General features: G+C 67.8%; 22 protein-coding genes. 18 read left to right on the forward strand and 4 right to left on the reverse strand.

All coding sequences use genetic code 11. The features are described from left to right. Positions 1-42 precede the first annotated feature (42 nt). The 16 genes from ACFPN9_RS02155 to ACFPN9_RS02230 all read left to right on the forward strand — a co-directional run bounded on the left by ACFPN9_RS02155 (position 43) and on the right by ACFPN9_RS02230 (position 16,443). Entirely contained in the window at positions 43-1,101 is a 1,059-nt protein-coding gene (locus ACFPN9_RS02155) for an extracellular solute-binding protein (RefSeq protein ID WP_066725602.1), read from the forward strand. A gap of 63 nt (positions 1,102-1,164) precedes the next feature. After that, the gene (locus ACFPN9_RS02160; protein WP_377815163.1) at positions 1,165-2,286 is read left to right on the forward strand and encodes an ABC transporter ATP-binding protein; all 1,122 of its coding nucleotides are present in this window, start codon (positions 1,165-1,167) and stop codon (positions 2,284-2,286) included. Next, complete coding sequence (locus ACFPN9_RS02165; RefSeq protein WP_066725600.1) at positions 2,283-3,125, forward strand: ABC transporter permease; 843 nt, start codon at positions 2,283-2,285, stop codon at positions 3,123-3,125. Before ACFPN9_RS02160 ends, ACFPN9_RS02165 begins: the two co-directional genes overlap by 4 nt. Beyond that, positions 3,122-3,910, forward strand: coding sequence for an ABC transporter permease (locus tag ACFPN9_RS02170; RefSeq protein WP_066725599.1), 789 nt, complete (start codon positions 3,122-3,124; stop codon positions 3,908-3,910). Before ACFPN9_RS02165 ends, ACFPN9_RS02170 begins: the two co-directional genes overlap by 4 nt. A gap of 9 nt (positions 3,911-3,919) precedes the next feature. Continuing rightward, positions 3,920-4,600, forward strand: a complete 681-nt coding sequence (locus tag ACFPN9_RS02175; protein ID WP_066725597.1) for an RraA family protein — start codon at positions 3,920-3,922, stop codon at positions 4,598-4,600. A 13-nt stretch (positions 4,601-4,613) separates the two neighbouring features. Beyond that, entirely contained in the window at positions 4,614-6,290 is a 1,677-nt protein-coding gene (ggt, locus tag ACFPN9_RS02180; protein WP_066725595.1) for a gamma-glutamyltransferase, read from the forward strand. A 15-nt stretch (positions 6,291-6,305) separates the two neighbouring features. Continuing rightward, positions 6,306-7,271 (forward strand): 2-hydroxyacid dehydrogenase, encoded by a 966-nt coding sequence (locus tag ACFPN9_RS02185; protein WP_066725594.1) that lies wholly within the window; start codon positions 6,306-6,308, stop codon positions 7,269-7,271. Between the two features lie 119 nt (positions 7,272-7,390). After that, entirely contained in the window at positions 7,391-9,058 is a 1,668-nt protein-coding gene (gene ccoN, locus ACFPN9_RS02190; RefSeq protein WP_066725593.1) for a cytochrome-c oxidase, cbb3-type subunit I, read from the forward strand. 11 nt (positions 9,059-9,069) lie between these two features. After that, positions 9,070-9,834 (forward strand): cytochrome-c oxidase, cbb3-type subunit II, encoded by a 765-nt coding sequence (gene ccoO, locus ACFPN9_RS02195; RefSeq protein WP_066725589.1) that lies wholly within the window; start codon positions 9,070-9,072, stop codon positions 9,832-9,834. A gap of 11 nt (positions 9,835-9,845) precedes the next feature. After that, positions 9,846-10,001, forward strand: a complete 156-nt coding sequence (locus tag ACFPN9_RS02200) for a cbb3-type cytochrome c oxidase subunit 3 (protein ID WP_066725588.1) — start codon at positions 9,846-9,848, stop codon at positions 9,999-10,001. Positions 10,002-10,004: 3 nt separating this feature from the next. Beyond that, the gene (gene ccoP / locus ACFPN9_RS02205; protein ID WP_066725587.1) at positions 10,005-10,889 is read left to right on the forward strand and encodes a cytochrome-c oxidase, cbb3-type subunit III; all 885 of its coding nucleotides are present in this window, start codon (positions 10,005-10,007) and stop codon (positions 10,887-10,889) included. Between the two features lie 2 nt (positions 10,890-10,891). Further along, positions 10,892-12,334 carry a cytochrome c oxidase accessory protein CcoG gene (gene ccoG, locus ACFPN9_RS02210; RefSeq protein WP_066725585.1) on the forward strand — a complete coding sequence of 481 codons (1,443 nt, stop codon included), beginning with the start codon at positions 10,892-10,894 and terminating at the stop codon, positions 12,332-12,334. A gap of 35 nt (positions 12,335-12,369) precedes the next feature. Further along, positions 12,370-12,894 (forward strand): FixH family protein, encoded by a 525-nt coding sequence (locus tag ACFPN9_RS02215; RefSeq protein ID WP_066725582.1) that lies wholly within the window; start codon positions 12,370-12,372, stop codon positions 12,892-12,894. Between the two features lie 3 nt (positions 12,895-12,897). Then, positions 12,898-15,105, forward strand: coding sequence for a heavy metal translocating P-type ATPase (locus ACFPN9_RS02220; RefSeq protein WP_066725581.1), 2,208 nt, complete (start codon positions 12,898-12,900; stop codon positions 15,103-15,105). Next, entirely contained in the window at positions 15,102-15,317 is a 216-nt protein-coding gene (gene ccoS / locus ACFPN9_RS02225; protein WP_066725577.1) for a cbb3-type cytochrome oxidase assembly protein CcoS, read from the forward strand. The genes ACFPN9_RS02220 and ccoS overlap by 4 nt, the downstream gene beginning before the upstream one ends. A gap of 97 nt (positions 15,318-15,414) precedes the next feature. Beyond that, on the forward strand, positions 15,415-16,443 hold the full coding sequence (locus tag ACFPN9_RS02230) for an NAD-dependent epimerase (RefSeq protein WP_066725574.1): 1,029 nt from the start codon (positions 15,415-15,417) through the stop codon (positions 16,441-16,443). Here ACFPN9_RS02230 and ACFPN9_RS02235 read toward each other — a convergent pair whose 3' ends face one another. The 4 genes from ACFPN9_RS02235 to ACFPN9_RS02250 form a co-directional block, all read right to left on the reverse strand. After that, entirely contained in the window at positions 16,444-17,997 is a 1,554-nt protein-coding gene (locus tag ACFPN9_RS02235) for a methyl-accepting chemotaxis protein (RefSeq protein WP_197426716.1), read from the reverse strand. It lies immediately after the preceding gene. Between the two features lie 134 nt (positions 17,998-18,131). Then, positions 18,132-19,223: an SMP-30/gluconolactonase/LRE family protein gene (locus tag ACFPN9_RS02240; RefSeq protein ID WP_066725568.1), complete on the reverse strand. Its 1,092-nt coding sequence runs from the start codon at positions 19,221-19,223 to the stop codon at positions 18,132-18,134. A 133-nt stretch (positions 19,224-19,356) separates the two neighbouring features. Next, positions 19,357-20,076: a ribonuclease activity regulator RraA gene (locus ACFPN9_RS02245; protein ID WP_066725566.1), complete on the reverse strand. Its 720-nt coding sequence runs from the start codon at positions 20,074-20,076 to the stop codon at positions 19,357-19,359. Positions 20,077-20,214: 138 nt separating this feature from the next. Next, entirely contained in the window at positions 20,215-21,189 is a 975-nt protein-coding gene (locus ACFPN9_RS02250; RefSeq protein ID WP_066725562.1) for a Bug family tripartite tricarboxylate transporter substrate binding protein, read from the reverse strand. 219 nt (positions 21,190-21,408) lie between these two features. Between ACFPN9_RS02250 and ACFPN9_RS02255 the strand changes: the two genes are divergently transcribed. After that, the gene (locus tag ACFPN9_RS02255) at positions 21,409-22,113 is read left to right on the forward strand and encodes a GntR family transcriptional regulator (protein ID WP_245282429.1); all 705 of its coding nucleotides are present in this window, start codon (positions 21,409-21,411) and stop codon (positions 22,111-22,113) included. Then, the gene (locus ACFPN9_RS02260) at positions 22,103-23,020 is read left to right on the forward strand and encodes a dihydrodipicolinate synthase family protein (RefSeq protein ID WP_066725559.1); all 918 of its coding nucleotides are present in this window, start codon (positions 22,103-22,105) and stop codon (positions 23,018-23,020) included. Before ACFPN9_RS02255 ends, ACFPN9_RS02260 begins: the two co-directional genes overlap by 11 nt. The last annotated feature ends 28 nt before the right edge of the window (positions 23,021-23,048 follow it).

Genomic DNA, 23,048 nt, shown 5'->3' on the forward strand with positions numbered 1-23,048 from the left:
CTCGCCACGCCCAGCCGCTCATCCTCATTCCGGGAGGTTCCCATGCCGACTCGCCGCCGCCTGCTCCAGACCGGCCTCGCCACCATCGCCATGCCCTCCGTGCTGCGGGCCCAGAGCCTGAGCGGTCAGATCACGCTGATGTCCTACAGCGGCATCTTCCAGGACAACTACACTAAGGCGGTGGTCGAGCCCTTCCTCGCCGCCAACCCGGGCGTAAAGGTGAACTACGCGCCGGGCGGCACCTCGGCGCAGATGGTCGGCTCGGTCAGGGCCCAGAAGGCCGATCCTCAGATCGACGTCGTCATCATGGACGTCACGACCTCGAGCATCGGCAACATCGAGGGCCTGTTCGAGAAACTGACTCCGGCGGAATTTCCGGTGCTCGAGGAGCTGGCCCCCGAGGCGCGCGCAGCCGGCGGCGAGTTCGGCCCGGCCGTCACCTTCGATCATCTCGTGCTGGTCTACGACACGCAGAACCTGAAGCCCCCGATCACGAAGCTGGCGGATCTCTGGCGCCCGGATCTGAAGGGCCAGCTCGCGCTCTCGGCCCCGCCGAACATCCAGGGCCTCGCCCTGACCGCGATGGTCGAGAAGATGGAGGGCGGCGACCATCGCAAGTCGATCGACGCCGCGATGCGGAAGCTCAAGGAGCTCGCCCCCTCAGTGAACACCTTCGAGCCGAACCCGGACGGGTATTCGCTGATCCTGAACGGGGTGGTGAAGGTCGCGACCGGCTGGAACGCCCGCTCGCAGCTCTATGGCGACCAGTCCAACGGCCGGATCGGCACGCTGCTGCCGCCCGAGGGCTCGGTCTTCCAGATCAACACGATCAATCTCACGGCCGGCTCGAAGAACCGCGCGGCCGCAGCCGCCTTCGTGAAACACGCCCTGTCCCAATCGGCGCAGAAGGCCTTCACCGAGCGGATGTTCTACGCCCCCACCAATGCCAGGGCGCAGATCGACCCCAAGGCGGTCGCCCGCACCGCCGCAGCGCCGGAAAGCCGCGCGAACATGATCCCCGTGGACTGGAACGACATCCTGAAAGTCCGCGACCAGTGGAACAACCGCTGGCGCCGCGAAGTGATTTCGGCCGCCCGGTGAGCCCGGTGCGCGGCGTCATGCTCGCCCTTGTGGCGAGCATCCACGTCTTGGACACCGCGCCGGATGGAGAAAGACGTGGATGGTCGGGACAAGCCCGACCATGACGGATCAGCCCGGAATGTCTGGATCATGAGCTATCTCGAACTGGCCGGCCTGCAGAAGCGCTACGGCGCCTCCATCGCGGTCGACGAAGTCTCGCTGTCGGTCGCGAAGGGCGAATCCGTCGCCCTGCTCGGCCCCTCCGGATGCGGCAAGACCACGACCCTGCGCATGCTGGCCGGGCTGATCGCTCCCGACCGCGGCACGATCCGCGTCGACGGCACCGAGATCACCAGGCTGCCGGCGCATAAGCGCAACATGGGCTACGTCTTCCAGTCCTACGCGCTGTTTCCGCATCTCTCCGTCGCCCGCAACGTCGCCTTCGGGCTGGAGGAGCGCGGCGTCGCCAGGGCCGAGATCGCACGGCAGGTCGCGGAGGGGCTCGCCATGGTCCAGCTCGGCCATCTCGGCGAGCGGCGCCCGCGCGAGCTCTCCGGCGGCCAGCAGCAGCGCGTCGCTCTCGCCCGCGCGCTGGTGATCCGCCCCTCCGTCCTGCTGCTAGACGAATCCCTCTCCAATCTCGACGCCAAGCTGCGCGACGCGATGCGCCACGAGATCCGCTCGATCCAGCGCTCGCTCGGCATCACCACCCTCTTCGTCACCCATGATCAGGTCGAGGCGCTGACGATGTGCGACCGCATCGCGGTGATGAACCGCGGCCGCATCGCCCAGATCGGCACCGCCGAGGACATCTACGAGCGCCCCGCGACACGCTTTGTCGCCGAGTTCGTCGGCCGGATGAACGCGCTCCCCGCCACGCGCGACGGCGACGGCAAGGTCCTGCTCTGGGGCGGGCGTCAGCAGCTCGCAGCCCCGCTCGAGGGCGCGTTCGACCTCTTCGTGCGGCCGCAGCGCATGCGGATCGTCGCGCCCTCGGAGACCGTCGGCGAGACGAACCTGCGCGTCGCAGGCCGCGTCCTGCGCAGCGTCTTCGTCGGCGACCATGTCGAGGTCCTGGTCGAGGGCGCAGGCGGGCAGCTCACCGTCGAGATGCCGTCGGGCACCGCGCTCCCGGCGGAGGGCGACGAGGTCGCGGTGATCTGGCCGACCGCCGACAGCCTCGCCTTTGCCCGCGAGGCGGCATGACCGGCGCGCTCCGCCTGCCGCTGCTGCTGGTCCCAGCGGGCCTCTTCGTCCTGGCGATCTACGCCTGGCCGACGCTGCTGCTGCTGCGCAACGGCTTCAACGAGGTCGGGCCGACCGGCGCGATGGTCGAGGCCTGGTCGCTGAAGACGGCGGCCGACACCTTCGCGGACGGCTTCACCTTCGAGCTGACGCTGAACTCGCTGCAGCTCTCGCTCAGCGCCACCGCGATCGCGCTCGCTTTGTCCTATCCGCTCTCGCTGTTCCTCTTCCGCACCGAGTCCCGCTTCCGCGGCCTGCTCGCCGTCATCGCGATCATGCCCATGCTGATCTCGGGCGTGGTGCGCGTCTTCGGCTGGCTCGCCATCCTCGGCGACCGCGGCCTCGTCAACGGCCTGCTGCAATCGCTGGGACTGATCTCCGCGCCGCTGCGGCTCGTCTTCAACTGGACCGGCGTCACCATCGGCCTGGCCGAGAGCATCATGCCCTACATGATCCTGGCGCTGCTCGCCGGCTTCGGCCAGCTCGACCGCACGCTCGAGGAGGCGGCCCGCTCGCTCGGGGCGTCGCCGTTGCGCACCTTCTGGCGCGTGACGCTGCCGCTCAGCCTGCCCGCGCTCGCGCTCGCCGCGGGACTCGGCTTCATCCTCTCCATGTCGGCCTACATCACACCGAAGCTCCTGGGCGGCGGACGCGTCTTCGTGCTGGCGACCGAAATCTTCGAGCAGGCGACGACCAACACCAACTGGCCGGTCGCGGCCGTACTGGCGATCTACACGCTCGGCCTGCTCCTGCTGCTGCTGGTCCTATCCAACCTGCTGGCGCGGGGGCTGCGGCGATGAACGGCGCCGGTCCCGTGCTCTCCACCCTCGCAGGCATCGTCTACGCGCTGATCCTGGCGCCGATCATCGTCGTCGTGATGCTCGCCTTCTCGGCTGACAACTTCATCCTGTTCCCGCCCTCGGGCTATTCCCTGCGCTGGTTCGAGGCCCTGAGCGCGCATGCGCCGCTGCTCTCGGCGCTGGGGCTGAGCGTCCAGGTCGCCAGCGTCGTCACGCTGCTCTCGCTCGCGCTCGGCGTGCCTGCCGCCCTGGCGCTGGCCAAAGGCACGTTCCGCGGCAAGGAGGCGCTGACCGGCTTCTTCCTGGCGCCGCTGCTGCTGCCGACGCTGATCACCGGGCTCGCTTTGCTCCTGTTCTTCACGCCGCTGCGGCTCACCGCGACGCTGCCGGGGCTGGTTCTCGGCCACATGACGGTGACGGTGCCCTTCGTCATCCGGATGATGACGACGGCGCTCTCGAACCTGCCTCATGACATTGAGGCCGCAGCCGCGACGCTCGGCGCCACGCCCTGGCGCGTCGTGCGGCGCGTGACGCTGCCGCTGGCGACGCCGGGCCTGATCGCCTGCGCCTGCCTCTCCTTCCTGCTGTCCTTCGACGAGACGGTGATCTCGCTCTTCATCTCCGGCCCGCGCGCCTCGACGCTGCCTGTCGAGATGGTGCGTTATGTCGAGGGCCGGACCGACCCGCTGATCGCCGCCCTCTCCGTCGTCCTCATCATCGCCACGCTGATCATCGTGGTCGCGGTGGAACGCCTCGTCGGCGTCGCCCGCGCCGTCGGCAAATAGGAGACCATCATGCCCGACTACCGTATCGCCCCGATGCCGGATCAGCTCCCGGCCGCCCTCGTCGCGAAGCTGCTCAAGGTCGAGACCGCGACCGTCGGGCACTCGCAGCACTGGGGCTTTATGGATCGCGGTATCCAGCCGCTGCTGCGCACCAAGCGGATCGCCGCCGCGGCGGTGACGCTCGCCATCCCCGGCCAGGACTCGACGCTGCTGCACCACACGCTCGGCCTGCTGCGGCCCGGCGACATCCTCGTCGTCGACCGGCTCGGCGACGACAAGCACGCCTGCTGGGGCGGCGGCGTCACGGTCGCGGCCAAGGCGGCCGGCGCGGTCGGCGGCATCGTCGACGGGCCCTGCACGGACCTCACCGAGATCCAGGACAGCGACTTCCCGATGTGGTGCCGCGGCATGTCCCCGATCACGACGCGGCTCTACAATCTCGGCGGCACGCTGAACCTGCCGATCTCCTGCGGCAACGTGCCGGTCAAGGCCGGCGACGTCATCCTGGCCGACGAGTCCGGCGTGCTCGTGCTGCCGCGCGACGAGGCGGAGGCGATCGCCGACGCGGCCATCGCCAGACAGGAGCGCGGCGAGCGCACGCAGGATCGCGTCCGCAAGGGCGAGAAACTGGGTGACATCTCGGGCGCGACGAAGATGGTGCTCGACGCGCTGGCGCAGCAGGCCGGCTGAGGAAGCTCACATCATGACCGCCACCGCCCGCGCGCCCCGCATCACCCCCTTCACCTGCGACAAGAGGCCGGCGACGGGCTCGCGCGGCATGGTCGTCACCAACCACCCCCTCGCCTCGGCCGCAGGTTCGCAGATGCTGCTGGCGGGGGGCAACGCGGTCGATGCGGCTGTGGCCGCGCTCTTCGCGCTGACCGTCGTCGAGCCGATGATGGTCGGCATCCTCGGCGGCGGGCTCGCCCATATCCGCATGGCCGATGGCCGCCATGTCGTGCTGGACGGGCTCTCGACCGCGCCGCGGCGCGCCACGCCCGACATGTATGACTGCCTCTCCGACGAGATCGGCAAGCAGCGCGACGTCCGCGACCGGGAGAACGTGGTCGGCCCCAGGGCCGTCGCCGTGCCAGGCGCACTGGCCGGCTGGTGCGAGGCGCTCGCCCGCTTCGGCACGCTGCCGCTCGCCGAGGTGCTCCAGCCCGCCATCGCGCTGGCCGAGCGCGGCTTCACGGTCACGCCCTATCTCTCCAACTGCATCGCCGACAACATCGCCGATCTCGCGCGCGATCCGGGCCTCTCGGCGCTGTTCCTGCGCGATGGTCAAGCCCTGCCTGCGGGTACGAGGCTGGTCCAGAGCGACTATGCCAAAAGCCTGAGCCTGATCGCCGAGACCGGCCCGGCCGCGCTCTATGGCGGCCCGCTCGGCCAGGCGCTGACCGATTTCATGGCGGCGAAGGGGGGCCTGATCGGCCCCGACGATCTCACCGCCTACCGGGTCGAGACGCGCGAGCCGATCCGCGGAAGCTATCGCGGCCACGAGATCCTGGGCCCCCCGCCGCCGGCCTCCTCGGGCGTCCACATCGCGCAGATGCTCAACATCCTCGAGGGCTACGACATCGGCGCGCTCGGCTTCGGCTCGCCGGACGCGGTCCATCTCCTGGCCGAGGCCCTCAAGATCGCCTTCGCCGACCGCGCCGTGGCGACCGCCGATCCCGCCTTCGTCAAAGTCCCGGTCGCTCGGCTGATCGACAAGGCTTATGCCGACGAACGCCGCGCGCTCATCGCGATGGACGAGGCCAAGGCATGGTCTGCGGGACTAGCGCCGGGCGAATCGAACGACACCACCCATGTCACGGTCGCCGATGCCGACGGCAACGTCGTCACCGCGACGCAGACCATCAACGGCCTGTTCGGCGCCTGCACCCAGATCCCCGGCACGGGGATGCTGACGAACAACTACATGTTCAATTTCGACCCGCATCCCGGCCGCGCGCTCTCGATCGCACCCGGCAAGCGCGTCTTCACCTCGATGGCCCCGATGATCGTGCTGAAGGAGGGCAAGCTCGCCTTCGCGCTCGGGCTGCCCGGCGCGCTGCGCATCTTCCCCTCGGCCCTGCAGGCGATCGTCAACCTGATCGACCACGGCATGAGCCTGCAGGAGGCGGTCGAGGCGCCGCGTGTCTGGACCGAAGGCGGCGTGCTCGAACTCGAGGAGGCCTTCCCCGAGACGGTGGCGGAGGCGCTGCGCGCGCGCGGTCACCGCATCGTCCGGATGCCCCGCATCGCCGGCGGCATGAACGCCATTTCCTTCGGCACCGACGGCACGCTGACCGGCGCCGCCTGCTGGCGCGCCGACGGCACGCCCGTCGCGGTCTCGGGCGGCCTCGCCCGCGCCGGCGCCCGCTTCACGATCTGACAACGGAACCCGACGATGACCGAGACCATCTGCCTCCTCGACATGACCACGCCGGCCCGCGCCGAGAAGCTGCGCGCCCTGCTGCCGCCCGGCTTCGTGCTGACCCATGGCACCGCCCGCGGCGACGAGCACATGAAGGAGATCATCGCCGAGGCCGACTACGCCATCTCCGGCCAGGTCGCCGTCTCCGGCGACGTCTTGCGCGCCGGCAAGAAGCTGAAACTGCTGCACAAATGGGGCGTCGGTTACGACAACATCGACATCGCCACCGCCAAGGAACTGGGCATCAAGGTCGCCCGGACGACGGGCAGCAACGCGCTGCCCGTCGCCGAATTCGCGCTGGGCCTCATGATCTCGGCCCTGCGCTATATCGGCTACGGCCATGCCGAGCTGAAGAAGGGCCACTGGAGCACCGGCAGCCTGCCGGGCGAAACCTTCATGCTCTCGGGCAAGACCGTCGGCATCATCGGCTTCGGCGCGATCGGCCAGAACGTCGCGAAGCTGCTGCGGGGCTTCGGCTGCACCATCCTCTACAGCAAGCGCCAGCCCCTCACGGCAGAGGAAGAGGCGGCGCTCGGCGTCCGCCACGCCAGCCTGGACGCGATTCTCGCGCAGGCGGACGTCGTTTCGCTGCACTGTCCGCTGACGCCCGAGACCACCAACCTGATCGGTCGCGAGGCTTTCGCGAAGATGAAGAAGACCGCCGTGCTGATCAATGTGGCGCGCGGCGGGGTCATCGACGAATCGGCGCTGGTCACCGCGCTGCGCGACCGCGAGATCGCGGGCGCGGCGATGGACGTCTATGCGATCGAGCCGCTGCCGGCCGACAGCGAACTGCTGACCCTCGACAATCTCGTCGTGACGCCGCATCTCGCGGCGATGGCCGCGGACAATTTCGCCCCCACCGTTTCGCGGATGTTCGCCAACATCGCCCATGTGTCGCGCGGCGAGCCGGTCCCGGCAAAGGATCTCGTCGTCTGAAACCCGGGCCCGCCCCGGCGGCGCCTTGACCTGAATCAAGGCTCGCCGGCACCGCCGCCGCTAAGCCTCGCCCATGACAGCGTGCGCGTAGAGCGCCGCAGGGTGAGCAGGGGCTGGGCATGGCGACCACGGGCAATCCGATCCGACAAGCGACGACAGGCGAGATGGTGGGCATCGCGCTTGCCGCGGTGAGCTTCCTGGGCTTGCTGCTGATCGCCGCCAAGACCGACCACGGCGCCTATGCCTTTCATGCCGCCGTCGGCATGGCCGCGGCCCTGGCGACCATCTTCCTGATCGGCAACCGCTGCTTCAAGCCGGGCACCGGCCCGGCGCCGCAGGAAATCGATGGTCGGCCCAATTACAATATGGAGCCGGTCAAGTTCGCGACGCTCGCGGCGCTCTTCTGGGGCATCGCCGGCTTCACTGTCGGGCTGATCATCGCGCTTCAGCTCGCCTTCCCGGTCCTGAACTTCGATCTGCCCTGGATCAATTTCGGCCGCCTGCGCCCGTTGCACACCTCGGCGGTGATCTTCGCCTTCGGCGGCAACGTGTTGATCGCGACCTCCTTCTACGTCGTCCAGCGCACCTCCCGCGCCAGGCTGGCGGGCGATCTGTCACCCTGGTTCGTGGTCCTGGGCTACAACCTCTTCATCGTCATCGCCGGCACCGGCTATCTGCTCGGCATCACCCAGGGCAAGGAATACGCCGAGCCGGAATGGTATGCCGATCTCTGGCTGACCATCGTCTGGGTCGCCTATCTGCTGGTCTTCCTGCTGACGCTCGCCAAGCGCAAGGAACCCCACATCTATGTGGCCAACTGGTTCTATCTCGGCTTCATCGTCACCATCGCGGTCCTGCATCTCGGCAACAACCTGACGCTGCCGGTCTCGATCCTCTCGCCCAAGTCCTACATCGTCTGGTCGGGCGTGCAGGATGCGATGTTCCAGTGGTGGTACGGCCATAACGCCGTCGGCTTCTTTCTGACCGCCGGCTTCCTCGCGATCATGTATTACTTCGTGCCCAAGCGCGCGAACCGCCCGGTCTACAGCTATCGCCTCTCGATCATCCACTTCTGGGCGCTGATCTTCATCTACATCTGGGCCGGGCCGCACCACCTGCACTACACCGCCCTGCCCGACTGGGCGCAGACACTGGGCATGACCTTCTCGATCATGCTCTGGATGCCCTCCTGGGGCGGCATGATCAACGGAATCATGACCCTCTCGGGTGCCTGGGACAAGCTGCGCACCGACCCCGTACTGCGCCTGATGGTGGTCTCGCTCGCCTTCTACGGCATGTCGACCTTCGAGGGCCCGCTGATGTCGATCAAGGCGGTCAACTCGCTGTCGCACTACACCGACTGGACCATCGGCCATGTCCATTCCGGCGCGCTCGGCTGGGTCGCCTACATCTCCTTCGGCGCGATCTACTGCCTCGTTCCCTGGCTCTGGAACCGCAAGGAACTGTATTCGCTCAAGCTGGTGAACTGGCACTTCTGGATCTCGACCCTCGGCATCGTCCTCTACATCTCGGCAATGTGGGTCTCCGGCATCCTGCAGGGACTGATGTGGCGCGCCTACACCTCGCTGGGCTTCCTCGAATACTCCTTCATCGAGACCGTCGCGGCGATGCACCCCTTCTACGTCATCCGGGCACTCGGCGGCGCACTCTTCCTCACCGGCGCGCTGATCATGGTCTTCAACGTCTGGATGACCATCCGCAGCGGCGAGCCGGAGAGCGCCCAGGACAACGCCCCGCTTCAGCCCGCCCTCGTGCCGGCCGAGTAAGGACCGCTTCCATGACGAGCATCGAACACAACGCCCCGCGCAAGTCGCTCTGGTCCAAGCACAAGATCTTCGAGACCAACTCCATCATCCTGATCATCGGCGTCCTGCTGGTGATCTCGGTCGGTGGCCTGGTCGAGATCGCGCCGCTCTTCTACCTGAAGAACACGATCGAGAAGGTCGAGGGCATGCGCCCCTATACCCCGCTCGAGCTGGCCGGCCGCGCCATCTATGTCCGCGAGGGCTGCTACAACTGCCACAGCCAGATGATCCGCCCGCTGCGCGACGAGATCGAGCGCTACGGCCATTACTCGCTCGCGGCGGAGAGCATGTACGATAAGCCCTTCCAGTGGGGCTCGAAGCGCACGGGGCCGGACCTCGCCCGCGTCGGCGGCAAGTATTCGGACGAATGGCAGCGCGACCACCTGGCCAATCCGCGCGCCCTCGTGCCGCAGTCGATCATGCCCGGCTATCCCTTCCTGACGAAGACCGAACTGAAATTCGACGACATCGCCGACGAGCTGCGTGCGAACCGCGGCAGCGGCGTGCCCTACACCGACGAGATGATCGCCCAGGCCGCCAGCGACCTGCGTGCCCAGGCGACGCCCGACCATCCCAAGCAGGGCGAGCTCGAGGCGCGCTATCCCAAGGTCCAGGCGCGCGACTTCGACGGCGACCCGAGCCGCATCACCGAGGCCGACGCACTGATCGCCTATCTGCAGGTGCTCGGCACGCTCGTCGACTTCAAGCTCTACGACAACAAAGCCAACATCCGCTGACGGAGGGCATCATGGACATGACCTATCAGTGGCTCGCGCGCTTCGCGCAGTCCGCCGGCCTCCTCTACTTCGTCGGCATCTTTCTTTCCGTCTGCGTCTACGCCTTCTGGCCGGCCAATCGCGCCCGGTTCGAGGAGGCCGCCCGCACCCCGTTGCAGGACGACTGAACCATGGCTCAGCATCAGGACCATCACGAGGTGGACGCCAATACCGGCGTGTCCACGACCGGCCATGAGTGGGACGGGATCCGCGAACTCAACACGCCGCTGCCGCGCTGGTGGCTCGGCATCTTCTACGCGACGATCGTCTGGTCGGTCGGCTACTGGGTCGTCTATCCGGCCTGGCCTCTGATCACCGGCGCGACCCAGGGCGTCATCGGCTATGCCTCTCGCATCGAGATCGCCAAGGATCTCGCTTTGCTGCAGCAGCACCGGGCGTCCCAGTCCAGTGGGCTGGCCGAAGCCTCGCTCGAGCAGATCAAGGCCGACCCCTCGCTCTTCCGCATCGCCATGGCCCAGGGCAAGGCCGCCTTCGGCGACAACTGCGCAGCATGCCACGGCGTCGGCGGCGCCGGGTCCAAGGGCTATCCCAACCTCAACGACGACGACTGGCTCTGGGGCGGCTCGCTCGCCGAGATCCACCAGACACTGCAGAACGGCATCCGCGTCGCCGGTAATGCCGAGACGCGCATCAGCCAGATGCCTGCCTTCGGCAAGGACGGCGTACTGAAGCCGGCCGAGATCCGCGCCGTCGCCAACCATGTCCGCGAAATCGCCGGTCTGCCGACCGAGGCGAATGCCGATCTTGCCAAGGGACGCGAGCTCTTCGCCACCAACTGCGCCGCCTGCCATGGCGACGCCGGCAAGGGCAACAAGGAGCTCGGCGCGCCGAACCTCACCGACGCGATCTCGCTCTATGGCATGGATCTGGCCTCGCTGACCGAGACGATCACCAACAGCCGCGCCGGCGTGATGCCGGCCTGGGGCCAGCGCCTCGATCCGACCACGGTCAAGGCCCTGACGATCTATGTCCATTCGCTCGGAGGGGGCCAGTAGCCATGGCTCTCCAGGAGACCGATCTCGGGGATCTGCCGCTCTTCGCCCCCACGAAGAAGGTCTATCCGCAAAGCGTGTCCGGCCCCTACCGGCGCGCCAAGTGGATCATCCTCGGGCTCTGTCTCGGCGTGTACTATCTGCTGCCCTTCCTGCGCTGGGAACGCGGCCCGAACCTGCCCAACCAGGCGGTTCTGGCCGACCTTGCCAACGCCCGCTTCTACTTCTTCTTCATCGAGATCTGGCCGCAGGAGGTCTATTACTTCACCGGCCTGTTGATCATGGCCGCCTTCGTGCTGTTCGTGATGAACGCCGTCGCCGGGCGCGTCTGGTGTGGCTATCTCTGCCCCCAGACCGTCTGGACCGACCTTTTCCTCGCGGTGGAACGGTTTTTCGAAGGCGATCGGCGCGAGCGCATCAAGCTCGACGAGGGCCCCTGGACCGCCGGCAAGGTGCTGCGCAAGACCGGCAAGCACGCGGTCTGGCTGCTCATCGCCTGGTGGACCGGCGGCGCCTGGGTCCTCTACTTCGCCGATGCGCCGACCCTGGTGCGCGATCTCGCCACCTTCCAGGCCCCGCTGACGGCCTATGCCTTCATCGCGATCCTGACCTTCACGACCTATGCCCTCGCCGGAATCATGCGCGAGCAGGTTTGCAAGTTCATGTGCCCCTGGCCCCGCATCCAGGCCGCGCTCACCGACGACGAAGCCCTCAACGTCACCTATCGCTACGACCGCGGCGATCCGCGCGTCTCGGTGAAGCAGGCCGAGCGCCTGCGCAAGGAAGGCCAGCCCGCGGGCGACTGCATCGACTGCCGGCAATGCGTCGCCGTCTGCCCGACCGGCATCGACATCCGCGACGGAGCCCAGCTCGACTGCATTCAGTGCGGGCTGTGCATCGACGCGTGCGACAACGTCATGGAGAAGATCAGCCGTCCCAAGGGGCTGATCGGCTACGACACCGACGATAACGTCAAGCGGCGCATCGCCGGCGAGAAGCCCGTCTACAACCCGCTGCGCCTGCGCACGATGATCTATGCCGCGCTGATCCTCGTGGTCGGCGGCGCCATGGTCTTCCAGCTCGCCACCCGCCGCACGGTTGAACTTTCGGTGCTGCACGACCGTTCCCCGCTCTTCGTGCGTCTCAGCGACGGCTCGATCCGCAACGCCTTCACCATCCGCATCCTGAACAAGCGGCCCGACGAACGCCCGGTCGCGCTGACGGTCCACGGCCTTCCCGGCATCCGGATCGAGGCGGTGGGCGTCACGCCAACGGCGGATCTGCGTCCGGTCGTCACCGTCGGCCCGGACTCGTCGCGCGAGGTTCGCGTGCTGGTGACACTGCCGCCGGATGTCCGCCCCGAGAAGACGCAGCCCATCACCTTCACCGCCGCCGATCTCTTCGCCGGCGAGATGGTGACCGCCACCGACCATTTCATCGCGCCCTGAGGGGGCACGCCATGTCCTGTTGTGGAGCCTTCATCATGCCCGTGGATCTGACCGCACCGGTTCGTCCCCGCACCGCGGAGCCCTTCCGCCTCAGCGGCCGGATGGTGCTGGCCACCTTGATCGGCTTCTTCCTCGTCGTCGCCGGCATGAACGCCGTGATGATGACGATCGCGATCAGCACCATGCCCGGCGTCGATGTGAAGAGCGCCTACGAGACCAGCCAGCACTACAACGGCGAGATCGCGCGGATGCAGGAGCAGGCGGCGCGCGGCTGGACCGCAGAGGCCGGGCTGCGCCGCAGCGGCGCCGACGCCATCTTGACCCTGTCCCTGCGCGACCGCGCCGGCGCGCCCGTGACGGGGCTGTCGGTGACGGCGCGGCTCGAACACCCGGCCACCCGGCGCGAGGACCGGGACGCCGCGCTCTCCGAGGCCGTGGCAGGCACCTACGGCACCCGCTTCCTGGCCGTTCATGGCGGAGGTTGGACCCTCGCCATCTCGGCGCGACGCGGCAGCGAGACAGTCTTCGTCTCGCGCAGCCGGATCGTGCTGGAGGACTGAAGCATGGCCGCGCAGCAGGATCTCTCCGTCTTCGTGCGCCATGGCGAAGGCGGTGTCGCGGGCATGGAACTCGCCGTCGAGGGCATCCGCTGCGCCGGCTGCATGCACGCGATCGAAAACGGCCTCTCCAAGGACGCCGCCATCCTGAAGGCGCGGGTGAACCTTGCCCTGAAGCGCGTCACCGTCGAGTGGCGCGAAGGGGCGCTGCGTCCGGAGGCGGTGATCGAGCGCCTCGGCGCGCTCGGCTTCAAGGCCTACCCCTTCCTGCCCTCGGCCGAGCGCGACAGCGTCACGGTCGAGGAGCGGCGGCTGCTGCGCTACCTCGCCGTCGCGGGCTTCGCCGCGATGAACATCATGCTGCTCTCGGTCTCGGTGTGGTCGGGTGCCAATGGCGATATCAGCCCCGTCACGCGCGACTTCTTCCACTGGCTCTCGGCCCTGATCGCCTTGCCGACGGCGGCCTATGCCGGGCGGCCCTTCTTCGAGAGCGCGTTGCGGGCCCTGCGCGCCGGCGCGGTCAACATGGACGTGCCGATCACGCTCGGCATCGTGCTGGCGCTGGGCATGTCGGTGGTCGAGACCGCCAATCACTCCGACCACGCCTATTTCGACGGCGCGGTCATGCTGATCTTTTTCTTGCTGATCGGCCGCTATCTCGACCAGATGATGCGGCGGCGCACCCGGGACCTCGCCGGCAATCTCGCCGCACTCAAGGCCGAGACGGCGACCCGTCTGATGCCGGATGGCACCACGGTGACGCTGCCGATCGCCGCGATCGCGCCCGGCGATCTCGTTCTGGTGCAGCCGGGCGAGCGCGTCTGCGTCGATGGCATCGTCGAGACCGGGCATTCCGAGATCGACCGCAGCCTCGTCACTGGCGAAACCGATCCGGCGCCGATCGGCGCCGGCGCCCAGGTCCATGCCGGGACGATGAACCTCACCGGCGCGCTCGGCGTCCGCGTCGTCGCGGCCGGCGCCGGTACCCTTCTCGATGAGATCGAGCGACTGATGAGCCAGGCGGTGGAGAGCCGCTCGCGCTATGTCCGCCTCTCGGACCGGGCCGCCCGCCTCTACGCCCCCCTCGTCCATGCCACGGCGCTAGCGACGCTGGTCGGCTGGATCGCCTTCGGTCTCGCCTGGCAGGAAGCCCTGATCATCGCAATCACGGTCCTGATCATCACCTGCCCCTGCGCGCTCGGCCTCGCCATCCCCGCCGTGCAGGTCGTGACCGCCTCGGCGCTATTTCGCCGCCAGGTCATGCTGAAGGAGGGCGATGCGTTGGAGCGGTTGGCGGAGGCGGATGTCGTCGTCTTCGACAAGACGGGGACCCTGACCCTGCCCGAGCCCGACCTGCTGAATGTCGAAACCATCGACGCCAGCAGTCTTGCGGCCGCCGGGGCGCTCGCCGCCGCAAGCCGTCACCCCCTCGCCCAGGCGATCAGCCGTGCGGCCGGGCTCCCTGCCCCGTTGCCCGGCGCGCAGGAGCGACGCGGCCTCGGCCTCTCGGCCCTGGTCGACGGCATCGAGATGCGTCTCGGCAGCCCCGCCTTCTGCGAGGCGCAGGCGCTGGCCGAGCGGGTCTCGACCGAGCATCCGACGGCTTCGCTGATCGCCTGGCGCCATGGCGACCGGGCGATCGTCTTCGCCGTCGGCCAGAAGCTGCGCCCCGAGGCGCAGGCCTGTGTCGAAGCGCTCGCCCGCCTCGGCCTCGCGCCGATGATCCTCTCCGGCGATCGTGACAGTGCCGTCGCAGCCGTCGCCCGCGAACTGGGCATCACGCAATGGCGCTCAGGTCTGCGACCGGACGAGAAGCTGCATGTCCTCGACGACCTCGCGGCACAGGGCCGCAAGGTGCTGATGGTCGGTGACGGGCTCAACGATGCACCCGCGCTTGCCAAGGCCCATGTCTCGATCTCGCCGATCAGCGCGACCCACCTCGCCCAGGCGGCCGCCGACATCGTTTTCCTCGGCGACAGCCTCGCGCCGGTCGCCGAGACCATCGCCATCGCCCGCAAGGCCCGCACGCTGATGATGGAGAACCTCTGGTTCGCCGTTCTCTACAACGCCGTTGCCGTCCCCATCGCTGTCGCCGGCTTCGCGACGCCGCTCGTCGCCGCCGCAGCCATGTCCGGCTCCTCGCTTGTCGTCACGCTCAATGCCCTGCGCGCCGCACGTCAGCCGGCGGCGCCCCTCGCACAGGCCGGATCATGAACATCCTCGTCATCCTCTTTCCCCTGGCGCTGGGGCTCGGTCTTGCCGGACTCGGGGCCTTCTTCTGGTGCATGCGCAACGGCCAGTATGCCGATCTCGAGGGCTCGGGCTGGCGCGTCCTGCAGGACGACGATCTCGGGCTCGACCCCGTCGAGGATCTGCTGGACGAAGACGCGACGACGCCGCCCCGCGGCAAGCGTCAGCACGCCTGATTGACAGGTCGGGCGATCTGAAACATTGGGTTCGCCCAGAGTGGGAGCGGCGATTGCGGCGCTCCCGTTCACTCCCCGACAGGGCGGAACGGGCACGATGACCACGGCTTCACCCCGGCGCGTCCTGTTGACCGGCGCGGCCGGTTTCGTCGGCTTCCACGTCACGCAGGCTCTGGTCGCCCGCGGCGTCGAGGTTCTCGGCATCGACAATCTGACGCCCTATTACGACCCAGCCCTCAAGCAGGCGCGGCTCGACCGCCTGCTGCCGCGTGCCGGCTTTTCCTTCCAGCCGCTCGACATCGCAGACTATGACGGGCTGCTGGCAGCCTTCGCTGCCTTCCGCCCGGAGGCGGTGATCCATCTCGCGGCCCAGGCGGGGGTGCGCTACTCGCTCGACAACCCGCGCGCCTATGCCCACTCCAATCTGGACGGGTTTCTCTCGGTCCTGGAGGCCTGCCGGGCTCACCCCGTCGCGCATCTGGTCTATGCCTCGTCGAGTTCCGTCTATGGCGCAAACGCCAAGGTGCCGTTCAGCGAGCATGACGGGGCCGACCACCCGGTGTCGCTCTACGCTGCGACCAAGCGCGCCAACGAGCTGATGGCCCACAGCTACGCCCAGCTCTACGGCATTCCGGCCACTGGCCTGCGGTTCTTCACTGTCTACGGCCCCTGGGGCCGGCCGGACATGGCCTATTTCAAGTTCACCAAGGCGATCCTCGAAGGCCGGCCGATCGAGGTCTATGCCGAGGCCGAGATGAGCCGCGACTTCACCTATGTCGACGACATCAGCGAGGCGATCGTCCGGCTGACGGCGCTGCCGCCCGCTCCCGATGAAGCGGGCGCGACGGCGGACCCCGCAACCGCCGCAGCGCCCTGGCGGATCTACAACATCGGCAACCACACGCCCGTCCGCCTCGACCGCTTCATCGCGGTGATCGAGGCCGCCTGCGGCAAGGCCGCGATCAAGACACATCTGCCGATGCAGCCGGGCGACGTGCGGGCGACCTATGCCGACGTTTCCGACCTGATGGCGCGGGTCGACTTCCGACCCGACACACCGATCGAGACCGGCATCGCGCGCTTCGTTGCCTGGTACCGCGACTTCTACGGCGTCAGCGGGAGCTGATCAGCCGCCGACGACCTGTCGCGAGAAACGCGCCACCGAATCATCCAGCCGACGGGCCGAGCCGTCGACCCCGGCTGCGGCTTCCGAGACCTGCCGGCCATTGTCCATCGTCAGGGCGGCATCGGCCGCGACGAGATCGATCGCGTTCGCGGCGCGCTGGGTTTCCTTGACCGCCCGGCTGAGCAGATCGACCATGGTGCGGATGGCCTCGGCCTGCTGGTCGACGGCGAGCACGATCCCGCCAGTGGCCCCGACAATGGCATCGGTGGAGACGCTGATGTTCATCACCGCCGCCAGCGAACGCTCGGTCGAGGCGCGCACCTCTTCGATCCGCTCCGAGATCTCCTGCGTCGCCGCCTCCGTGCGCTCGGCCAGGCTCTTCACCTCGGTCGCGACCACGGCGAAGCCGCGCCCCGCGACGCCGGCGCGCGCGGCCTCGATGGTTGCGTTCAGCGCGAGCAGGTTGGTCTGGGCGGCAATCTCGCGGATCAGCTCCGAGACCTCGCCGATATCCCGCACCGATCGCGTCAGCTGCTCCTTGATCGCGACCGACGCTGCCACGTCCGACGCTGCGGTCCGCACCAGCTGCGTCGTCCGGTCGGCTTCGGTGCGAATCAGCGCGATGGTGTCGGTCAGCCGTCGCGAGCAGGCCTCGACCGATGAGATGTCGTCGCTGGCCTCGCCCACCTGCTTCAGCATGCCGCCGAGCTTCTCCTGCGAACGCTGGGAGATGGCGACGAGCTGCTCGGCGGCGCTGTTCATGTGGACCACCGACTGGAACACCGGCTTGAGAATCGCCCCGATCTCGCGCCGGAAGGCGTCGGCCTGGCGTTCGACATCCTCGCGCCGCGCCTCCTCGAAGCGCGCCTGGGCCTGCGCGTCGAGCCCCAGAGCCTGCGCGCTGCCGATAGCGCGAACCCGGTCGATGAAGAGCTGTGCCATGCTGCGCAGCGAAACCAGCATCACCGAACCATAGATCCACTGGAAGGTCAGGTTCTCGACCGCATGGTCGAGCGGCGACAGGGCGATATGGAGGATGCGCGCGCCCAGGATCAGGCCTGCGAAGAGCAGCGCGGCCGACGGCATGCTCGCCATGGTGAAGGTGCCGGCGCAGACCAGCCCCGCCAGCAGCGTCGCGGTCAGCACCTCCATTTCGGGAACGCGGGTCGGATTGAAGACGATCGCCATCACCAGCCAGGGCGCGGCCATCAGGGCTGAGTCGATCAGGATCCGGTCGTTGAACTTGGCGGACGGACTTTCTTCTCGCGCCCGCTCGCGGATCCGCGTGATCCGCAGGATACCGAGCACGCCGATAGCGACGACGGAGGCGCTCCAGAACAGGGGAAACCAGAGCCAGCCATGCACCATGGCCGTGATCGCGACCAGTACGGCCGACAGCAGGTTGGACAACAGGATGGCCGGAAGCACCCGGGCGAATTGCTCGCCCTGCGCGCGGCGCAGCGCCGCGGCATCGGCCTCGTCGAGCGGGACGATGCCGAGCCGGCGGTTCACCCAGTCATTGTAGCGTGCCGGCCATGTCGCTTGCGCTGTCATGACCGGCAGGCCCATTTCGTCGCGTCCACGCTCGCCTCCAGCGCGCATCCGGGAGGCGACATTAGAAAAGACATCTCAAGCAGCGGTTAACGATGACGCTGCGTCAATCGCTCAAGTTGCACCGCTCTCGTCTGTCAGACGGCTCCGTGCGCTTCGACGTAGAGCGCATAGAGCGAATGGCTGCTCGCCATATAGAGGCGGTTGCCCTTGGGGCCGCCGAAGCAGAGATTGGCGCAGCGTTCGGGCAGGCGGATGAAGGCGAGCGGCTTGCCGGCCGGGCTGAACACCATGACGCCGTCGAGATCCTCGGGCTTCCCGCGCAGCGTGAAGACCTTGCGCCCGCCCATATCGGTCGGTTCCGCATTGAGGGCGCCGTTGCTGCCATAGCCGCACCAGAGATTGCCGTCGCGATCGACCCTGAAGCCGTCGAGCGCCCCGAAATCGGCCGCGTCGACGACCTTTGTCTTGTTCGAGGCCTTGCCCTGCGCGTCGATGTCGAAGCTCCAGATGCTGCGGTTGGGCGTGCCGCGCCACTCCACCACGTAGAGCTTCTTCTCGTCGGGCGAGAAGGCCAGACCGTTGGGATTGAGCAGATCGGTGACGACCGCCGTCAGTTTCCCGTCCGTGCCGATGCGGTAGACATTGGTGGTAGCCTGCTCGGGCTTGGCGCGCGACCCTTCCCACTCGCCATTGATGCCGAAGAGCGGATCGGTAAACCAGATCGTGTGGTCGGACTTCACGACGACGTCGTTGGGCGCGTTCAGCCGCTTGCCCTCGAAGCGGTCGGCCAGAACGGTGATCTTGCCGTTCGTCTCGGTGCGGGTGACCCGGCGCGTGACGGAGTGCTCGCAGGTGACGAGCCGGCCCTGCCGGTCGCGCGCATTGCCGTTGGCGAAATTGGCGTTCTCGCGGAAGACGGTGAAGCTGTTCTTCACCTCGTCGTACTTCATGATCCGGTTGTTGGGGATGTCGCTGACGAGGACATAACGCCCTGCCGGGAAATAAACCGGTCCCTCGGCCCAGCGCATGCCGGTCGCGACCTGCTCGATCGTGCTCGAATAGATGCGATACTTCGCGAAACTCGGATCGAGGATCTCGACCGACGGATCGGGGTAGCGCTGGTTCGGCTTGAACGGAAAGGCCTGTCCGAGTGCCGGTCCGGCCAGTGCGGAGCCGGCAGCGGCGAGGCCGCCCGCAAGCCATTGACGACGCGACGCTTCAACCATGATGTCCCCCCAGATTTTTGGCAATGATGGTCGTGGCGGGACGCGCCGCTCGGCACCGTCCCGATTCAGCCCGTGTCACGGCCGGCTTCGCCGTCTTGTCTGGTGATGTGCCGGCGGAGCGGCGCTGCGGCGGTCAGGACCAGCCGGGCCGCCACGCGGCGAACTCGCTCTTGGTCTGCTCGTTCGCGGGATAGAGCCCGAAGATGCCCTGCCCGCCGCGCACGCGTTCCGCAACGAAATCCTCGTAAGCCGTCTGCTCATAGACCTCGGGCGCGATCTCGTTGGCGAGATGGGCGGGGATGACGCAGACTCCCTCGCCGTCGCCGACGATGATGTCTCCCGGATAGACGGCGACGTCGCCGCAGGCGATCGGCGCGTTGATGTCGAGCGCGTGGTGACGGATCAGGTTGGTCGGCGCGCTCGGGCGGTTGTGATAGGCCGGGATCGCCATCGCCGCGATCTCGGGCGAGTCCCGGAAGCCGCCATCGGTCACGATGCCGGCGACGCCGCGTTGCATCAGCCGCGACACGAGGATGCCACCGGCCGAGGCCGCGCGCGGATCCTTGCGCGAGTCGATCACCATGACATGGCCAGGCGGGCAGTCCTCGACCGCGCGGCGCTGCGGATGCTGCGTCCCCTCGAAGGTGCCGAGATGATCGAGATCCTCCCGCGCCGGGATGTAGCGCAGCGTGAACGCCTCCCCGACCATGCTCTCGCCCTTCTGACTCAGCGGCCGCACGTCCTGGATGAAGACATTCCGGAAGCCGCGCTTGAACAGCGCCGTCGTCAGCGTCGCGGTCGAAACGCGCTTCAGCTTCTTGCGGTTTTCGTCGGTGAGGGTGGTCGATGTCATCGCGGCGCTATCCGGTTCTCGTGACGCAGTGGATGTGGGACGGGCGTCATTCTCGGGCTTGACCCGAGAATCTCAGGACCAGATCGCTGGTTTCCGAGATGGTCGGGTCAAGCCCGACCATGACGCTGGCTCATTCGATCACTCGATCCGGACATTCGCCTTCTGCGCCACATCGGCCCAGCGCTTGGTCTCGGCGGCGATATGGGCGGTGAACTGCTCCTGGGTCGAGCCGACCGGATCGACGCCGAGCTTCTTCATCTGATCGATGACCGCAGGCTCGCGCATGATCGCCTGGACCTCGGTGGACAGCTTGGCGACGATCTCCTTCGGCACGCCCGACGGCGCGAAGAAGCCGTGCCAGGAGGCGGCGGCATAGCCCGGGATGAACTCGGCCAGCGCCGGCAGGTCCTTGGCAACGGCGAGGCGTTCAGGCGTCGCGGTGGCGAGCGCGCGGATCTTGCCGGCTTCGACATGCGGCCAGGCGATGGTGATATTGTCGAAGGTGATCTGGATCTGGCCGGAGAGAAGGTCCTGCGTCACCTGCCCGCTCGAGCGATAGGGCACATGCACCATGTCGGTGCCGGTCGAGACCTTGAAGAGCTCGGCCGCCATATGGGTCGAGGTGCCGGCGCCGGACGAGCCGAAGGAATACTTGCCAGGGTTCTTCTTCAGCAGATCGATCAGCTCCGGCACCGTCTTCACCGGCAGATCGACATTGACCATCAGGATGTTGGGCACGCTCGCCACCTGCGAGATCGGCGCGAAATCCTTGATGTGGTCGAAAGGCATCTTGGCATAGACGGCCGGATTGATCGCATGGGTCGAGACCGTGCCCATGGTCAGGGTGTAGCCGTCGGGCGTCGACCGCGCGACCGCGGCCACGCCGGTGTTGCCGCCGGCACCCGGCCGATTCTCGACGATGAACTTGCCGCCGAGACGCGCGCCCAGCCTGTCGGCGAGCACACGCCCGAGCAGGTCGGTGGTGCCGCCCGCCGCGAAGGGCACCACGATCGTCACCACCTTGCTGCCGGGATAGTCGCTTTGCGCCTGCGCGGCCGGGGCGGCCATCAGGCAAATTGCGGCGGCCAGTGCGGCCCTGCGTGTCATCGTCATCCGTCGTCCTCCCATGACTGTCGCGGTGCCGGCACGTCGATGCCGGCGCGGTCCGTTATCGGATCCTTACCGACTCCGATAGCACAGGATTCCAGATTTGAAATCTGAAATTTCAGACTTGTCGCCGCTTGTCCTTTGTGGTGAGTGATGCGGAGATGGAGCATGGCTCCGCGGGCCGCCCGGCGGATTCGCGGGGCTGGTGCCCGCTCCGGACTTAAGATGCCCCAGACCCTGACCATCGAACCCGTCGCCCCGCATCTGCTGCGCTCCCTGCGCGAGCATGTGCATGAGCGGCTGCGCAGGGCGATCGTCGCAGGCCGCTTCCGCAATGGCGAGCGCCTGAACGAGCGGCATCTGGCCGAGATGCTGGGCGTCAGCACCACGCCGGTGAAGGACGCGATCCGCAAGCTGGAGAGCGAGGGGCTGGTGCGCACCGAGGCGCGCCGCGGCGTCTTCGTCGAGTTCTCCGCCCGCCAGGCGCTGGAGATGGCGCTGGGGCGCGCGGCGCTGGAAAGCGTCATGACCCATATCGCCGCCAACCGCCTGAGCGAGGGCGATCTCACGGAGATCGCGCGGCTGATCGAGGAAATGGCCCATGCGACGCAGCACAGCGCGCTGGAAGACCTCGTTACCCTGAACGAGGCCTATCACGGCGCGATTCACCGCATTTCCGGCTGCGGCTATCTCGAGCGCCGGCTCGACGGGCAGCGCATGTACGACCATGCCCAGCGCATCGCCCTGCTCTCGGAGCCGTCCGAGCGCGGCCAGGGCTTCGAGGAACATCGCTCCATTTACGAGGCGCTGCGGGCGCGCGATCCCGCGCTCGCCGAACAGAGAATGCGCCGCCACATCGTCCGTTCGGCGAAAGCCCATGTGCGGCAGGTGTTCGGCGCCGACGCGGAAGGGTTGGACTATGACGAGTGATAAAGTCCGCAGTGCGCTGCGCGGCATTTCGGGCGTGCATGTCACCGCCTGGGGCGCCGATGGCGAGGCCGATTGGGCCGTGACGGGCCAGATCGTCGCGCGCATCGCCGCAGCCGGCATCCACAACATCGTTTCTGCCGGCAACACCGGCGAGTTTTACCCGATGACGACGGACGAGGTCGTGCGCAGCCATGCCGTCGCGGCCGAAGCCGCCGCCGGCAAGGCGCTGGTCACCGCCGGCATCGGCCGGTCGCTGCGCGAAGCCGTCTCGACCGGCAAGCTTGCAGCGAAAGCCGGTTGCGATGCGGTCATGGTGCATCACCCGCTCGACCCCTTCGCCGCGCCGCAGTCGCAGGCGGACTACATCCTCGCCATCGCCGAGGCGCTGACGCTGCCGCTGGTGGCCTATATCCGCTCCGACGCGATCGGCGTGAAGGATCTGGTGCGCGTGGCGACCCATCCCAATGTCGCCGGCGTGAAGTTCGCCTCGACCAACATGATGCTGTTGTCCGAATGCGTCCGGGCTACGCAGGGAACGCGCGCCAACTGGATCTGCGGCCTCGCCGAGGGATGGGCGGCGCCCTTCTACGCGCTAGGCGCCCGCGGCTTCACCTCTGGCCTGATCAATGTCGCCCCCGACCGCTCGCTCGCCGTCTGGCATGCGCTGGAAAAGGGCGACTACACCGCCGCCCGCAGCGAGGTCGATGCCATCGCCGGTTTCGAGACGCTGCGCACGAGATACGGCAACGGCGCCAACGTCACCGTCGTCAAGGAAGCCCTCGGCCTGCTCGGCACCAATGTCGGCCCTGTCCGCCTGCCCGGTCTGCCGGATCTGAACGCCGAGGAAAAGGCGCAACTGCGCGCCATCGTCTCCGGCTGGAGCACTCAGCGCGCGGCGGCAGAGTAGGACTCCCTCGTCATGGTCGCCCTTGTGG

The sequence above is a fragment of the Allobosea massiliensis genome, from assembly GCF_042655245.1.
In the GTDB taxonomy this organism is placed as follows: domain Bacteria; phylum Pseudomonadota; class Alphaproteobacteria; order Rhizobiales; family Beijerinckiaceae; genus Allobosea; species Allobosea massiliensis.

What these genes read in the sequence shown, in the direction of transcription:
- ACFPN9_RS02245 (WP_066725566.1), bottom strand. Translation starts at nt 20,076, where the DNA reads ATGACATCGACCACCCTCACCGACGAAAACCGCAAGAAGCTGAAGCGC.
- ACFPN9_RS02255 (WP_245282429.1), top strand. Translation starts at nt 21,409, where the DNA reads ATGCCCCAGACCCTGACCATCGAACCCGTCGCCCCGCATCTGCTGCGC.
- ACFPN9_RS02260 (WP_066725559.1), top strand. Translation starts at nt 22,103, where the DNA reads ATGACGAGTGATAAAGTCCGCAGTGCGCTGCGCGGCATTTCGGGCGTG.
- ACFPN9_RS02235 (WP_197426716.1), bottom strand. Translation starts at nt 17,997, where the DNA reads ATGACAGCGCAAGCGACATGGCCGGCACGCTACAATGACTGGGTGAAC.
- ACFPN9_RS02160 (WP_377815163.1), top strand. Translation starts at nt 1,165, where the DNA reads ATGGAGAAAGACGTGGATGGTCGGGACAAGCCCGACCATGACGGATCA.
- ccoG (WP_066725585.1), top strand. Translation starts at nt 10,892, where the DNA reads ATGGCTCTCCAGGAGACCGATCTCGGGGATCTGCCGCTCTTCGCCCCC.
- ACFPN9_RS02155 (WP_066725602.1), top strand. Translation starts at nt 43, where the DNA reads ATGCCGACTCGCCGCCGCCTGCTCCAGACCGGCCTCGCCACCATCGCC.
- ccoN (WP_066725593.1), top strand. Translation starts at nt 7,391, where the DNA reads ATGGCGACCACGGGCAATCCGATCCGACAAGCGACGACAGGCGAGATG.
- ACFPN9_RS02230 (WP_066725574.1), top strand. Translation starts at nt 15,415, where the DNA reads ATGACCACGGCTTCACCCCGGCGCGTCCTGTTGACCGGCGCGGCCGGT.
- ccoO (WP_066725589.1), top strand. Translation starts at nt 9,070, where the DNA reads ATGACGAGCATCGAACACAACGCCCCGCGCAAGTCGCTCTGGTCCAAG.
- ccoS (WP_066725577.1), top strand. Translation starts at nt 15,102, where the DNA reads ATGAACATCCTCGTCATCCTCTTTCCCCTGGCGCTGGGGCTCGGTCTT.
- ACFPN9_RS02220 (WP_066725581.1), top strand. Translation starts at nt 12,898, where the DNA reads ATGGCCGCGCAGCAGGATCTCTCCGTCTTCGTGCGCCATGGCGAAGGC.
- ACFPN9_RS02250 (WP_066725562.1), bottom strand. Translation starts at nt 21,189, where the DNA reads ATGACGATGACACGCAGGGCCGCACTGGCCGCCGCAATTTGCCTGATG.
- ggt (WP_066725595.1), top strand. Translation starts at nt 4,614, where the DNA reads ATGACCGCCACCGCCCGCGCGCCCCGCATCACCCCCTTCACCTGCGAC.
- ACFPN9_RS02170 (WP_066725599.1), top strand. Translation starts at nt 3,122, where the DNA reads ATGAACGGCGCCGGTCCCGTGCTCTCCACCCTCGCAGGCATCGTCTAC.
- ACFPN9_RS02240 (WP_066725568.1), bottom strand. Translation starts at nt 19,223, where the DNA reads ATGGTTGAAGCGTCGCGTCGTCAATGGCTTGCGGGCGGCCTCGCCGCT.
- ACFPN9_RS02200 (WP_066725588.1), top strand. Translation starts at nt 9,846, where the DNA reads ATGGACATGACCTATCAGTGGCTCGCGCGCTTCGCGCAGTCCGCCGGC.
- ACFPN9_RS02165 (WP_066725600.1), top strand. Translation starts at nt 2,283, where the DNA reads ATGACCGGCGCGCTCCGCCTGCCGCTGCTGCTGGTCCCAGCGGGCCTC.
- ACFPN9_RS02185 (WP_066725594.1), top strand. Translation starts at nt 6,306, where the DNA reads ATGACCGAGACCATCTGCCTCCTCGACATGACCACGCCGGCCCGCGCC.
- ccoP (WP_066725587.1), top strand. Translation starts at nt 10,005, where the DNA reads ATGGCTCAGCATCAGGACCATCACGAGGTGGACGCCAATACCGGCGTG.
- ACFPN9_RS02215 (WP_066725582.1), top strand. Translation starts at nt 12,370, where the DNA reads ATGCCCGTGGATCTGACCGCACCGGTTCGTCCCCGCACCGCGGAGCCC.
- ACFPN9_RS02175 (WP_066725597.1), top strand. Translation starts at nt 3,920, where the DNA reads ATGCCCGACTACCGTATCGCCCCGATGCCGGATCAGCTCCCGGCCGCC.